This window comes from Protofrankia sp. Cas3 (genome assembly GCF_963555955.1).
In the GTDB taxonomy this organism is placed as follows: domain Bacteria; phylum Actinomycetota; class Actinomycetes; order Frankiales; family Frankiaceae; genus Protofrankia.
In genome coordinates this window covers 1-12,986 of sequence record NZ_CAUVXP010000168.1, presented here as the reverse complement: position 1 = coordinate 12,986, position 12,986 = coordinate 1, and the positions used below count along the sequence as shown (strand labels likewise).

Here is a 12,986-nt window from a genome sequence, read left to right as displayed (position 1 = left end):
ATCTGGGACCGGGACGCGGGCGTCCTGGCCAAACTCATGGTGACACCGACACCCCGCACGGCGCTGGTCACGGGTAAGGCATTCGCGGCCGGCGTGCGCGCGTTGATACAGGTGGTCGTCGTCCTACTGCTGGCAGCGGTGCTCGGCGTGGGGCTGACCGCCAATCCGTTGAAGATCTTTGGCGCGATGGTCGCGGTCGTGATCGGTTCGGGGTTCTTCGCGTGCCTGTCGATCGTGATTGCCGGGCTGGTGCTCTCCCGGGACCGGCTGATGGGGATCGGCCAGGCAATCATGATGCCGATGTTCTTCGCTAGTAACGCTTTGTACCCGGTGGCGATCATGCCGACCTGGGTCCGTGTGGCCAGCTATCTCAACCCGTTGAGCTATCTTGTCGACGCGTTGCGCGGCCTGCTTATCGGCACAGACAGCCATCTCATGCTGGATTTCACCGTCCTCACGGGCTCCGCGGTGTTGACGATCCTCACCGCCAGCGCTCTGCTCGGCCGACTGGCGCGCTGATCAGGAAGGCAGAAGATGCCGGTGTGACTCTGAGTCAGAACAGGCTCTTGCTGTAGCCACCGTCCAGACGAATGGTCTCACCGGTCAGAAAAGCGGCCTGCTCGGAGCAAAGGAACGCGACGAGGGCTCCCATTTCGGCCGGACGTCCCCAGCGACGGACGGGGACCTCCTGCGCGTAGTACGCCTCGTCCTTGACGTTCTGGGATCTGAGGTAATCTTCCGCCAGCTCGCTTCGGAAGGGCCCGGTTGCCACGATATTGGCTGTAATGCCGTGTTCGCCGTACTCCTCGGCGAGCGTCTTCATCATTCCGGCGATGCCCACCCGCAGGTTGGCGAGCACCAGCGGATCGCGGTGGTGCGGGGTCTTGAGGCAGATCGACGCGATGTTGACCAGACGTCCCCAGCCTTTTTCCATCATGCTCGGAATGACTTCCCGGGTCAGGTAGACCTGGCTCATGATGAACTGGTCGTTGGTGCGCAGGAAATCTTCGTCCGAACAGTTGAGGAAGCCCCGTCCGTAGTCGTCGCCGGGTAGCGGGCCGGGTGGGTTCGTCACGAGGATGTCAGGTGCTCCGAAGGCACGTCGCGCTGCCTCGATGATTTCGAGGGCTCCCGCGGTGGTGGTCATGTCCGCGACCACGCCCAGCGCGCTGCCGCCCGTGCTTTCGATCTGCTCGGCGGTCGCCTCCACGATGTCGGGTTGACGACCCGTCAGGACGACCGCGGCACCCTCCTTCGCCAGCTCGACCGAGATCGCGCGACCGCATCCGCGACTGCCGCCGGCGACGACGGCGACCTTGTCCTTCAGGCCCAGGTCCATGTGCTCTCCTCGATCGGATACTGGTCACAAGTGGTGCAAAAGTATGCCGATATGAGGCACGGGTCGAGGCGTTGGCCGAAATGTCGCTAATATATGCCTGTCAGCGGGCGCGTCCCAGCCGGAACACTTCCCGAGCGGCGCCGGTCGCGGGTGAGGCCCACTCGCCGTCCACGTTGACCAGACGTACACCGGGTCCGGACAGCCAGTGGTGGATGCGCTCGGTTTCCGCCGCGCTGGCGCACGGCGTGGGCCCGGGGCCCGGGCGCACGGTCTCGGCGCTGGCCTGTGTCGCGGCGATCCAGGGACGCGGATCGGTGCGTGGCGGTGTGCTGGTCGCCGCGACCAGTCTGCCGTGGCGGATCACCGCGATGTCCCAACCGCCCTCGGGGGTCGGCGCTGCCGCCGTCATCTCGGCCACGCCGGCCAGCGCCGACAGCCGTTGCAGCCGCTGAGCGCCGTGCAGAAAGGCCAGCAGCCGGTCCCGCTCGACGGCGGCGTCCTCGAAGCGCTGCTGGGCGGCGAGGCTGTCGATGCGCGTCCGCGCGGCGGCAACGATCACGGACGGGTCGGTGGTCATGGCCCGACGGGCCGCCTCCACATGCCGGGCATAGTCCTGCAGGCTTTCCCGCCCGTCGCATGGTGCTCCGCACCGTCCCATATCCGCGAGAGCGCAGGCCGGCACCGACCGCCGTGGCGACAACCGGGCGGTGCACTGCCGCAGCGGAATCGCCGCGTGGATCGCGGCCGCGGCGAGATCGGCGGCGGCGGTACCTGAGAACGGGCCGAGATAGGTGCCGGCGTCGCGAACCGCCCGCACCCGGGCCAGCCGTGGAAACGGCTCGTCGGTGATCCGTAGGTAGACCGCCCGCTCCGGATGCCGCGACCGGCGGTTGTACGGGGGTTTGTGCTCGGCGATCAGTCTCAGCTCACGAACCTCGGCCTCCAGCGCATGCGCGCACGCGATCGCCTCCACCCGATCGGCCGCCGCCACCATCTCGGCCATCCGTGCCCGCGGCTCGCTTGCGGTGAAGTAGGAGCGGACCCGGGCGCGGACCGATCGTGAGGTCCCGATGTACAACGGCCGGCCGGCGCGATCGCGGAAGACATAGACCCCGGGACCGGTCGGCAGCCCGTCCGCCAGATGCCGCTTGCGCCGCTGTGCTGGGGAGACCTTCCGGGTGAAACCGTGGACGTCCTCCAGGGTGGTCACGCCGAGAGTGCCGAGCCGTTCGAACAGTCCGTGCAGGACGGCGACGGTCGCGCGTGCATCCGCGAGCGCCCGGTGACTCGGCTCGCTGTCGGCGCGGAAGAGGCGGGCCAGCGACGCCAGCTTGCAGTCCGGGCTTTCATCTTTGGTCACGATCTGGCGGGCGATGCGGACGGTGTCCAGATGCTCCCAGTCGGGGACCGGGTAGCGGCCGCGTGCGCACGCCGCCCGCAGAAAGCCGAGGTCGAAGGGGGCGTTGTGGGCGACCAGGACGCTGCCGTGGGCGAACTCCAGGAAGGCCGGCAGAACGGCGTCGATGGACGGCGCGGTGGCGACCATCGCGTTGGTGATTCCGGTCAGGACCGAGATGAACGGCGGTATCGGTGCGGCGGGCCGCACCAACGTGGCCATCTCCGCGAGGACCTGCCCACCGCGGACCTTGACCGCGCCGAGTTCGGTGATCTCACTGTCGGCGGTACGGATGCCGGTGGTCTCCAGGTCCACGACGACAAAGGTGACATCCCGCAGGGGCCGGCCCAGTTCCTCGAAGCTGGCCTGCCGTGGTCCAGGTCCAGGTCCGGGTCCAAGCCCGGATGGGGCCGGGGCCGGGGACGTCGAGAACGGCGTCGGCGCGGTCCGATGGTGGCCTCCCGGCGCTGGCGAGAACGGGCTCATGCCCGCGCAAGGTACAGCCAGCCTCGGACAGCTTCAGCCTCGGACTGGTTCCGTGGCTGACAGGGACAGCCCGCGAGACCCTATTGCCAGCCGGGCCTGCCGTCCGCACCCGTTCCGGTAGGTGGTTTCTGTCATGATAACGACCGTTTCTACCTACGCCCGGCCGGTGGCGGCACGAGGGGTAGGTGACTTTCGCCGCAATGGCAGCAGTTTTGACCTACGGCTGCGGTGCCGGCTAGTGAGGTATCACGCGCAGGGCGGGGCGAACCCCTCGCGACCACCTGTGGTGAGCACCGTACGGCCCCTCATCTGACCGGCTCGGATGCCGATAGTGTCCGGGCATGGCCAGCATCTTCACCCGGATCATCAATCGCGAGCTGCCCGGGCGGATCGTCTATGAGGACGATCACTGCGTGGCGTTCCTGACGATCGCCCCACTCACACCCGGGCACACACTGGTGGTCCCGCGGCTCGAGGTCGACCACTGGATTGATCTTCCATCGGACGTGCTGGGGGAGTTGTGGAGCGCGGCGGCCACGGTGGGCCGGGCAGTGGACAGGGCGTTCCACCCCCGGAAGGTGGCCGCGCTGCTGGCCGGCCTGGAAGTACCCCACGTCCACGTACACATCGTCGCGATCGAGTCCGAGGCCGAGCTTTCCTTTGCCAGAGCTGACCAAAATCCCGACCCGGCAGCGCTGGATGACGCGGCTGACCGGATCCGGGCCGCCCTGAAGTAGGTCACGCCAGCGTATTGACATTTTGCCTGGACGAAGTACGTAAATCGAGCTATTCGGGCTATTGAGACTATCGGGGCTGGAGCGAATCGTCAGAGACCGCCGGCGATCCGGAGGGGTCGGGCTGCGCCCTATACGCTGGTGCGTCATCGTTGTTCCCATCGCGCCCCGGAGTCTGCGCCGTGCCCGTCGACCTGCCCGGACCGCATACCCGCTGGCGGTGCGGGATATGCGGTAATCTGACCCGTTTCGATGTGGCGAGGACGGTGCGGTCACGGGACTACGTCCACGTCGATCTTGCCGGTGCCTCCCGCGTGGAGGAACGGGACGTCGTGGACGAGAAGATCGAACACGTCTGGTGTCGTTGGTGCGGTGCGGTGGACAGCGTGGTGTGCGAGCCTCGGCCGGCGTCCGGGTGAGCGAGCCACTGCCGCCCAACGTCCGGGCCCAGGTCGTCGCGTTTGCCGCCGACACCCTCGCAGACCTTGCGGAGCAGGATGTGCCGGCCCCGCTCATCGCGGTGCGGCGCTTCATCCCGTCGCGACGTGCCCGGCTCGGAGCTACGCCGTTGGCCGCCGCGATCGCGAACGACACGGTGTTTCGCGGGCGGGTGGCCGAGCGGGTCCGGCTCGCCCTGCCCGACCTCGTGGCCGCGCTCTCCTCGGCCGAGGGACCGCCGGAAGCCGCGCCACCGGAGGAGATCGCGGCCGTCGCCTATGTCCTGCGTCTACCTGGCTGGGAGCGGATGGTCGAGGCTGCGGCCCAGGAGCTGGCCGAGGCGGCGGCGGCGGCGCTCGCCGCGCAGGCTGCCGGGACCGCCGCGCGTCTGAGCGATCAACTTGAGGCGTTGAAGCGCAGCTCAAGGGTTGAGAGCGACCAACTGCGCGACCGCCTGGCCGTGGCCCGGACCGAGGTCGAGGATGCCCGCAGGCGGCTGCGATCGTCCGCTGACCGGATCCGTCGGGCCGAGCTGGACGCCCAGGATGCCGTGCAAGCCGCTGAGCGGATGCGTGACGAGGCGGTTACCGCGGCCCGTGAGGCCGAGACCGAAACCCGTCGGCTGCGACAGCGGGTCACCGAGCTTGAGGCCGCGCTGGCCGCGGCACGGCGCGGCAGCCGAGAAGCCAGATCCGTGGAGGATGTCCGCCTGCGCGTTCTGCTCGACACCCTGATGGCTGCCGCGAACGGATTCCGAAAGGAGCTCTCGTTGCCGACGGCGGTACGGCGGCCCGCCGATGTCGCCGGGCGCGAGGATGATGACGCGATACTGTTCGATCCGTTCTGCGGAGTGGGCGCGCGCGGCCTCGCCGAGGACGATCCCGGGGTTGTCGACGAGGTCCTCGCGATCCCCGGCGTTCACCTCATTGTTGACGGCTACAACGTGACCAAACGTGGCTATGGATCGTTGACTTTGCAGGCACAGCGTGCGCGGTTGTTGTCGGGGCTCGGTGCACTGGTCGGACGTGCGCCGGAGAGCGAGATCACGGTGGTCTTCGATGCGACCGCGGTGATCGCGCGGCCGGTTGGGGTGACCGCGCCTCGCGGGGTGCGGGTGGTGTTCAGCCGGTCCGGCCAGCTTGCCGACGAGGAGATCATCCGGTTGGTGCGGGCCGAGCCGGCGGGCCGTCCGGTGGCTGTGGTGACCTCCGACCGGGAGGTGGCGGAGACAAGCCGGATGTCAGGTGCCCGGCCGATCCCGTCCGCGGCGTTGCTGACGCGCCTCGACCGGTCCTGAGTCGGCTGGCCTGTGCGCTTCAACGGTCGCGAGAAGTTGTCGGACCCTGCGGCTACGTTGCGTCTCGGCGGCACACGGCGCTCGTGTTGCCGAAGGCATTGAGAAATCTCGACGTAGCCGGCCGGTAGCCGGCCGGAAAGGCGGACACGATGCTGATCGACTGTGACACCTGCGTGGTTCGCGGGGATGCCTGTGGTGACTGTGTGCTCCACCTCCTGCTCGCGCCCGAACGTGTGGCCGACTGGGACGAGGCCGAACAGCGGGCGCTGGCGGTGCTGGCGGATGCCGGCCTGGTGCCGCCGATGACGCCGTGGCCGCAGCCTGTGCCGGTCGCGTTGCCTCCTGCAGTCCCGTCCCCTGTTGCCTTGGTGCCCGTTGGGTCCGGGCTTTCGCGGCCTTCGTCCTCGTCCTCGTCCTCGACCTCGCCCGTGCAACGCTCACGTGGACGTGCACGCCGAGCCGGCTGACCGCCGCGGCAGTGGCGAAGGCCGTCCGCAATCGGGGGCCTGGGCAGCGCCGCCGGGTGGCACGGTGGAACAACCGCCGCAGTCTGGCACGCCGGAACAGCTGAAACGGTGGCCGCGACGACGCTCGTTGGTGGCTGTGTCAGTGGCGGTTGTCCTCGCCGTAGCTGCCGTGGGGGCGCTGCTGGTCGCCGTCGCTCCCTGGGATCATGCTGGTGCGGTCCGGGCGCAGACCACATCGCGGCTCACCGTCACGGGCTATGGTGCGTCGTCCACGCAGCTCGCCCAGGTTCGCCGCGATGCCGGTGACGCGCTGCAATACGTGCGTGGTGTCTGGGACGGACCCTGGTCGGCTGATGTCGTGGTCGACGTTCCCGGCGACGCCGCGGGGTTCCACGCCCGGGTGGGCCGCGTGAGTGCCGACGGTGAGGCCGCTGTCGTACTGATTCCCGCGATGGACGGAGGCGGGCCGTCGGCCCGGGAAGCCGCGCGTGTGATCATCAACCCCGATGTCTATGAACGGCTTTCAGCTGAGGGCCGACAGGTGGTGCTGCGTCACGAGCTGACCCACCTGGCGAGCGCGGATGTGACCGGCTCTGGCACCCCCACCTGGTTGGTCGAGGGCCTCGCCGAGACCGTGGGCCATGCCGAGGTCGCCCTGAGCGTGACACGGGCAGCTACCGAGCTTGCGGCTGAGGTCCGGTCTGGTCGGCTGCCGGATGCGTTGCCGGGTGACGCGGCGTTCACCGTCGCGGATGGGACGGTTCCCCGCAGCTATCAGGAGGCCTGGCTCGCCTGCAGGCTGATTGCGGACACGGTCGGCATGGACGGGCTCATCGGTTTCTACCGGCGGGTGGGGTCGGGAGAAGGCGACCCGCGTACCCGGCTGGCCGCCGGTTTTCAGGCGTTCCTCGGCACTACCGAGGCCGGGTTCGTCCTCCGTTGGAGGTCGTATCTGCGTACGCGGTTGTCAACCGACGCCGACGTGCGACCACCGGGTTGAGCCGGCTGCCGAGCCGTCCGCGGAACAGGAGAACATGGCCCGATGCAGGTGCTTGTTGTGACCAACGATTTTCCACCCCGTCCGGGTGGAATTCAGGCATATGTACATAATTTTGCCAGTCGGCTTCCCGGTACGCAGGTGACCGTGTACGCCCCCGCGTGGAAGGGCGCGGCGGCCTTCGACGCCGCCGCGCCCTTCCCGGTGGTGCGCCATCCGACTTCGATGATGTTGCCGACGCCAGACGTGCTGCACCGGGCCCGGGGGATCGCCCGGTCGCACGGCTGCGATGCGGTCTGGTTCGGAGCCGCGGCGCCGCTGGGACTGCTCGCGACCGGGCTGCGCCGCGATCCGGGAGTGCGCCGGATCATCGCGAGTACCCACGGCCATGAGGTCGGGTGGGCAGCGTTGCCGGGTGCACGCCAGGTGCTGCGCAGGATCGGCCGGTCGGTTGACGCCGTGACCTATCTCACCGACTACACCAAGGTGCGCCTCGCACCGGCGTTCGGCCGTCACCCGACCCTGACCAGGTTGCCCAGCGGCGTTGACACCGAGTTCTTCCGACCGGGTGTCGGGCGTGACGACATCCGCAAACGCCATGGGCTGATCGACCGCCCGGTCGTGGTGTGCGTGAGCAGACTGGTCGGGCGTAAGGGTCAGGACATGCTGATCAGAGCCTTGCCGGCCTGGCGTCGCAGGGTGCCCGGAGCAGCCCTGCTGCTGGTCGGTGGGGGACCACACCGAGCGTCGCTGGCCCGCCTGGCCCGTGAGGTCGGAGTGGACAAGCATGTGGTGATGACGGGTTCCGTGCCGTGGGAGGAACTGCCCGCCCATTACGCCGCCGGCGATGTGTTCGCCATGCCGTGTCGGACGAGGCTGGGCGGCCTGGAGGTCGAGGGGCTCGGCATCGTCTACCTGGAAGCGTCTGCCACGGGTCTGCCGGTGGTGGCCGGGCGCAGCGGCGGAGCGCCGGACGCGGTGCTCGATCGGCGGACCGGCATGGTGGTCGACGGTCGTGACCTGGGGCAGATCACCGATGCTGTCGGAGGTCTGCTGGCCGATCCCGAGCGCGCGCGGGCGATGGGTGCAGCCGGCCGTGCCTGGGTCGAGGTGGCCTGGCGCTGGGACGTCCTCGCGGCCAGGCTGCATGACCTGATCGCGTCCCCCGGATAGCGGCCCGGACGGGCGTCGGCGGCGTTGTGCGCACCCATGCCCACAAGTGGAGGGTTCCCACTTTCGTGGACAGTTTGAGATCAAAATGATCTGTGATCGTGACATGAATCTTCGAGGCTAGACTGACCGGGCATGAGGGTCCACGTGGTCAGTGACGTCCATGGGCGTGCCGACGCGCTTGCCGCCGCGGGGAAGGGCGCCGACGCCTTTGTCTGCCTGGGCGATCTCATTCTCTACGTGGACTACCGCGATTACGGTCGTGGGATAATGGGGGACCTGTTTGGTCCGACGGCGGTTGGACGAATGATTCAGTTACGGACCGAGCAGCGTTTCGACGAGGCTCGGGACTGGTCTCGTGGTCTGTGGGAGACGTTGGGTGACAATCGCCAGGAGGTCATCGAAGGGGCGATCCGCAAGCAGTACGAACAGATGTTCGATGCTTTTCCGACGCCGACCTTTCTGACCTATGGCAATGTGGATCTTCCGCATCTTTATCAGGACTACCTGCGCGACGGTGTCACGCTCCTGGACGGCCAGACGACCGAGATCGGTGGGCTGCGTTTCGGCTTCGTGGGCGGCGGTCTGCGTACTCCGATGCGCACTCCCTACGAGATCGACGATGATGTCTATGCCGCGAAGGTCGCCGCCCTCGGGGTGGTGGATGTGCTGTGCTGCCACATTCCGCCGCACCTACCTGAGCTCGTGTACGACACGGTCGCTCGGCGTTACGAACGGGGCAGCGTGGCGGTGCTGGAGGCCATCCACGAGATCCAGCCCAGGTATGTGCTTTTCGGGCATGTCCACCAGCCATACCGGGAGGTTCTCGAGATCGGACGCACACGGTGCGTGAACGTCGGGCATTTCAACGCCCGGGGGACGCCGTTCGTGCTGGAGTGGTAACGGCCGTACGGGCCTGCGGGCCATCCGGTAGCCTCGACGACCGGTCACGATGATTATCCTGGCCTCCAGCGGGCGGAAGGCTGTGCGATCATAGCTCTTCCCGCGTCGGGGTTCCCGAGCTCCGGGAGACTCCGAGGAACCTGGAGAACCGGTATGTCAGGCAACCGGTATGTCAGCGACGCCGGGCATGCCCGGATAGTTTGTGGAGGCACTGTCACCGATGGCGGATCAAGCCCGAGCCACCGTTACGATCAATGCTGAGCCAGTGAAGGTGATGGCCGCGATTGCCGACATCGCTGCGTATCCAACCTGGTCAGGGCCTGTGGAACGATCCGAGGTCGTCGCGGTCGGACCGGACGGTCGCCCGCACCAGGCCCGTTTTCTGATCAACGCAATGGTGGCGAAGGAAGAGTTCGTCATCGAGTACACCTGGTCGGGCGACGAGTCGGTGCGTTGGACGCTCGTCGAGGGACAAAACACGATCTCTCAGGACGGTGGCTACGCCCTGCGCGATCGTGGTGATGGCACGACCGAGGTCGTATACGACCTGACTGTCGAACTTAAGATCAAAATTCCCGGTCTACTCCGGCGCAAGGTCCAGAATGGCGTGGTCGACGCCGCGCTGAAAGATCTCAAAAAGTACCTCGAGAGCTGACAGCGCGTGCGATGCGTGCTCTTTTCCGGTAAGGGGGGCGTCGGGACGACCACGGTCGCCGCGGCAACGGCAACGCTGGCGGCTCAACGCGGCAGCCGGACCCTGGTGCTGTCGGCGGATCCGGCGCGAGGCCTTGCGGCTGTCCTGGACCATCCGCTGGCCGACGTTCCCGTTGAGATCGAGTCCGGCCTGTTCGCGCAGCAGGTGGACGTTCAGCGGGTGTTCGAGGAGCAGTGGCAGGTTCTTCGCGGGTACTTCGGGCGCCTCTGGGAGGTGACGGGAACCGAACCGATCGACGTTGGTGAGCTGATGGTTCTGCCCGGCGCCGCGGAGGTGCTCACGCTGTTGCATCTGCTTGACCAGATCAGGTCCGGGGACTACGAGGTCGTCGTAGTTGACACCGGCCCCGTCGCGCAGCTGCTGCGGCTGCTGACGCTGCCCGAGACCCTGTCGTGGTATCTGCGCCGGATGGTCCCGGATGACTGCCGGGTTGCCCGCCTGCTGCGTCCCGGTCCCCGCCTGCTCGGGCGTGGCGACGTGGCAGGCGCTGTCACGGAACCGCTGATCGAGGCTGCCGCACGCCTGCGAGAGATCATGAACGAAGTTCGGGAGGTTCTCTCGGACCCGTCGCGATCAAGCGTCCGGCTTGTCCTGACGCCGGAGAGCGTGGTGGTGGGGCAGACCCGCGCAGCGTTGACGGCGCTGGCGTTGCACGGCTTCGGCGTGGACGCGGTGGTGGCCAACCGGGTGCACACCCAGGCCGGCGCCGACGCCTGGCGGGCCGGTTGGGTGGCCGTCCACCGCGAGCAGCTGCTGGAGGTCGAGCGGTCCTTCGCACCGATCCCGGTCCTTCGCGCGGCCTACCGGGCTGGTGAGCCGATCGGCCTGGAGGAGCTGGCAGCCTTCGCGGCGGCCGCATACCCGGGCCTGGACCCGGTGGGTGTTCTCGGGACTGGCGGACCCGCCGCCAGTGGACCGGCCGACGGCGGACCAGGCGACGGCGGACCAGGCGACGGCGGACCGCTGCGCGTCGAGCGCGCAGGTGACGGTTTCGCGCTCTCGCTGAGTCTGCCGTTCGTGGATCGATCCGAGATCAATCTTGCCCGGATCGGGGATGACGAGCTGATGGTGTCCGTCGGCTCCCAGCGGCGGCTGTTCACCCTGCCCTCAGCGCTGCGCCGGTGTGACGTGCGCGGCGCGGCACTGCGAGACGATCTCCTGATAGTCTCCTTTGTGCCTAATCCAGACCTTTGGGTACGTGTATGACCCCTAACATGGCCGGGCCGCTGGCGCGGGAAGCTGCCCTGTTGGCCGCTGCCCTGCGGGACATGCTTGTCGACCCGACGCTGCACGGCGGGGCCGCCGGCCACCGCGCGACCGGCGGTACCGACGCGACCGGCAGTACCGACGGTGTGGGCAGTGATCCTCACGCGGCGGCGGCGGGGCTCGATGGTGAACCGTTGTCTGATCGTGTCGCGGGCAGTGGATGTGGCAGTGGCGCCCATAATGGTTCTTCGGACGGCCATCAGGACAATCGGTCTGGTGGGGTTTCGATCGCGGTGTGCCAGGTGTGTCCGGTGTGTCGGCTTGTCGCCATGCTGGCCGCGGGCCGTCCGGAGGTGACAGCGCATCTGTTCGCCGCCGCGACGTCGCTCACCGCGGCGTTGCGGGCAATCCTCGCCGGTCCCGCTTCGGACGTCACCGAAGGCGCCGACGGTCACGATGGGACAGACAGGCAGGCAGGCACCACCGAGCGACCGCGGCCCCGGTCGCGCGTTCAGAGGATCGATGTCGAATGATTGCCGCAACGACGTCGGGGCGGAACCGAACGGAGCCCGGCCTGGTGGTCGGCGTGGATGTCGGCGGAACCAAGGTTGCCGCGGGCGTCGTCGACGCGACCGGGGCGATCCTGGCTTCGGTCCGCTGGCCGACCCCCACCAAGGAGCCGGCCGCGGTGGTCGACTCGATCGTCGCGGCAGTTGATGAACTGCGGGTCGCCGTCGCGCCCCGGCCGCTGGAGGCGATCGGCATCGGAGCGGCCGGCTGGATCGACCGCGAGCGGTCACATATCCTGTTCGCGCCGAACCTCGCGTGGCGTAACGAGCCGCTGCGGGACGATGTGAGCGCCCGGACCGGCCTGCCGGTGGTCGTCGAGAACGACGCGAACGCGATGGCCTGGGGGGAGTACCGGTTCGGCGCCGGCCGCGGTCACGACGACCTGTTGTGCGTCACCGTGGGAACGGGCATCGGCGGCGGGATCGTGCTCGACGGCAGGCTGCACCGGGGACATTTCGGGATCGGTGGGGAGATCGGGCACATGCAGATCGTGCCCGGAGGTCAGCCGTGCGGCTGCGGGAACAGGGGCTGCTTCGAGCAGTATGGGAGTGGTCGCGCACTGCTCCGGACCGCCCATGAGTTGGTCATGGCTTCGCCCGCGGCCGGCCGGCGGATGTTGGAGCTGGCGGACGGCGACATGGCGGGTCTCACCGGTCCGACGATCACCGAGGCCGCCCGGGAGGGCGACCCGCTCGCGGTGAAGTGCTTCGAGGAGGTCGGCAGCTGGCTGGGCCGCGGGCTTGCCAGCCTTGCCAGCGTCCTTGATCCGAGCCGTTTTGTCGTCGGTGGCGGCGTGGCTGAAGCGGGTGATCTTTTGCTCGGCCCGGCCCGGGCGGAGTTTTACTACAATCTGTCAGGTCGCGAACACCGGCCTGCGGCGGAAATTGTCGTGGCGGAGCTCGGGCCGCCGGCTGGGATCATCGGCGCGGCCGACCTGGCCCGAACCTGATCGTTTGTCGTCGCAGACCCCGGACCCGGGGTCGCGGCCGGGACCGGGACCGTCCAGGCACACTGCCGTCCGGGCGTGCTGCGTCAACGGTCGCGCCCCGGGACGGGACGGTAGTCGGCGACCAGTTCCTGGGCCAGCTGTTCCAGGAACAGGCCGGTGTCGGTGACGACACCGACAGCCTGGGCGAATCCACGGTCGACCAAGGTGGCGACATTGCCCGGGTCAATGTCCACACAGGCCACCGGGATGGATGCGGGCAGGATGTTACCGGTCGCCACCGAGTGCAGCATCGAGGCGATCATCATCGCGAATCCGACAC

14 protein-coding genes and 1 pseudogene are annotated in these 12,986 nt (G+C 68.2%); 12 read left to right on the top strand and 3 right to left on the bottom strand.

Annotated elements, in window-relative coordinates; genetic code table 11:
* Positions 1–519 (top strand): ABC transporter permease (locus U9983_RS23085; RefSeq protein ID WP_322756027.1); only part of this gene is annotated, 519 nt, incomplete at its 5' end.
* Between the two features lie 34 nt (positions 520–553).
* Here the strand turns inward: U9983_RS23085 and U9983_RS23080 are convergent.
* Together U9983_RS23080 and U9983_RS23075 are read right to left on the bottom strand one after the other, a co-directional pair.
* Entirely contained in the window at positions 554–1,339 is a 786-nt protein-coding gene (locus tag U9983_RS23080) for an SDR family oxidoreductase (protein WP_322756026.1), read from the bottom strand.
* Positions 1,340–1,439: 100 nt separating this feature from the next.
* Positions 1,440–3,221, bottom strand: coding sequence for a DEDD exonuclease domain-containing protein (locus tag U9983_RS23075; RefSeq protein ID WP_416211493.1), 1,782 nt, complete (start codon positions 3,219–3,221; stop codon positions 1,440–1,442).
* Between the two features lie 341 nt (positions 3,222–3,562).
* Here U9983_RS23075 and U9983_RS23070 point away from each other — a divergent pair, with 341 nt between their 5' ends.
* The 11 genes from U9983_RS23070 (at position 3,563) to U9983_RS23020 (ending at position 12,667) form a co-directional block, all read left to right on the top strand.
* The gene (locus U9983_RS23070; RefSeq protein ID WP_322756025.1) at positions 3,563–3,958 is read left to right on the top strand and encodes an HIT family protein; all 396 of its coding nucleotides are present in this window, start codon (positions 3,563–3,565) and stop codon (positions 3,956–3,958) included.
* A gap of 179 nt (positions 3,959–4,137) precedes the next feature.
* Complete coding sequence (locus U9983_RS23065) at positions 4,138–4,374, top strand: hypothetical protein (protein WP_322747411.1); 237 nt, start codon at positions 4,138–4,140, stop codon at positions 4,372–4,374.
* Positions 4,371–5,690 (top strand): NYN domain-containing protein, encoded by a 1,320-nt coding sequence (locus tag U9983_RS23060; protein ID WP_322756024.1) that lies wholly within the window; start codon positions 4,371–4,373, stop codon positions 5,688–5,690. Before U9983_RS23065 ends, U9983_RS23060 begins: the two co-directional genes overlap by 4 nt.
* A 149-nt stretch (positions 5,691–5,839) precedes the next feature.
* Positions 5,840–6,157: a hypothetical protein gene (locus U9983_RS23055; protein ID WP_322756023.1), complete on the top strand. Its 318-nt coding sequence runs from the start codon at positions 5,840–5,842 to the stop codon at positions 6,155–6,157.
* A gap of 130 nt (positions 6,158–6,287) precedes the next feature.
* Positions 6,288–7,157, top strand: coding sequence for a hypothetical protein (locus U9983_RS23050; RefSeq protein ID WP_322756022.1), 870 nt, complete (start codon positions 6,288–6,290; stop codon positions 7,155–7,157).
* 42 nt (positions 7,158–7,199) lie between these two features.
* Entirely contained in the window at positions 7,200–8,327 is a 1,128-nt protein-coding gene (locus U9983_RS23045; RefSeq protein WP_322756021.1) for a glycosyltransferase family 4 protein, read from the top strand.
* Between the two features lie 132 nt (positions 8,328–8,459).
* The gene (locus tag U9983_RS23040; RefSeq protein ID WP_322756020.1) at positions 8,460–9,227 is read left to right on the top strand and encodes a metallophosphoesterase family protein; all 768 of its coding nucleotides are present in this window, start codon (positions 8,460–8,462) and stop codon (positions 9,225–9,227) included.
* A 220-nt stretch (positions 9,228–9,447) separates the two neighbouring features.
* Entirely contained in the window at positions 9,448–9,882 is a 435-nt protein-coding gene (locus U9983_RS23035; protein WP_322747416.1) for an SRPBCC family protein, read from the top strand.
* Between the two features lie 15 nt (positions 9,883–9,897).
* The gene (locus U9983_RS23030) at positions 9,898–11,148 is read left to right on the top strand and encodes an ArsA family ATPase (RefSeq protein WP_322756019.1); all 1,251 of its coding nucleotides are present in this window, start codon (positions 9,898–9,900) and stop codon (positions 11,146–11,148) included.
* Positions 11,145–11,681: a hypothetical protein gene (locus U9983_RS23025; protein WP_322756018.1), complete on the top strand. Its 537-nt coding sequence runs from the start codon at positions 11,145–11,147 to the stop codon at positions 11,679–11,681. Before U9983_RS23030 ends, U9983_RS23025 begins: the two co-directional genes overlap by 4 nt.
* Positions 11,678–12,667: an ROK family glucokinase gene (locus tag U9983_RS23020; protein WP_322756017.1), complete on the top strand. Its 990-nt coding sequence runs from the start codon at positions 11,678–11,680 to the stop codon at positions 12,665–12,667. The genes U9983_RS23025 and U9983_RS23020 overlap by 4 nt, the downstream gene beginning before the upstream one ends.
* 83 nt (positions 12,668–12,750) lie before the next feature.
* Here the strand turns inward: U9983_RS23020 and U9983_RS23015 are convergent.
* Positions 12,751–12,986, bottom strand: a pseudogene (locus U9983_RS23015) (TIGR00300 family protein); the annotation flags it as partial.

What these genes read in the sequence shown, in the direction of transcription:
- U9983_RS23055 (WP_322756023.1), top strand. Translation starts at nt 5,840, where the DNA reads ATGCTGATCGACTGTGACACCTGCGTGGTTCGCGGGGATGCCTGTGGT.
- U9983_RS23080 (WP_322756026.1), bottom strand. Translation starts at nt 1,339, where the DNA reads ATGGACCTGGGCCTGAAGGACAAGGTCGCCGTCGTCGCCGGCGGCAGT.
- U9983_RS23025 (WP_322756018.1), top strand. Translation starts at nt 11,145, where the DNA reads ATGACCCCTAACATGGCCGGGCCGCTGGCGCGGGAAGCTGCCCTGTTG.
- U9983_RS23020 (WP_322756017.1), top strand. Translation starts at nt 11,678, where the DNA reads ATGATTGCCGCAACGACGTCGGGGCGGAACCGAACGGAGCCCGGCCTG.
- U9983_RS23040 (WP_322756020.1), top strand. Translation starts at nt 8,460, where the DNA reads ATGAGGGTCCACGTGGTCAGTGACGTCCATGGGCGTGCCGACGCGCTT.
- U9983_RS23045 (WP_322756021.1), top strand. Translation starts at nt 7,200, where the DNA reads ATGCAGGTGCTTGTTGTGACCAACGATTTTCCACCCCGTCCGGGTGGA.
- U9983_RS23075 (WP_416211493.1), bottom strand. Translation starts at nt 3,221, where the DNA reads ATGAGCCCGTTCTCGCCAGCGCCGGGAGGCCACCATCGGACCGCGCCG.
- U9983_RS23035 (WP_322747416.1), top strand. Translation starts at nt 9,448, where the DNA reads ATGGCGGATCAAGCCCGAGCCACCGTTACGATCAATGCTGAGCCAGTG.
- U9983_RS23070 (WP_322756025.1), top strand. Translation starts at nt 3,563, where the DNA reads ATGGCCAGCATCTTCACCCGGATCATCAATCGCGAGCTGCCCGGGCGG.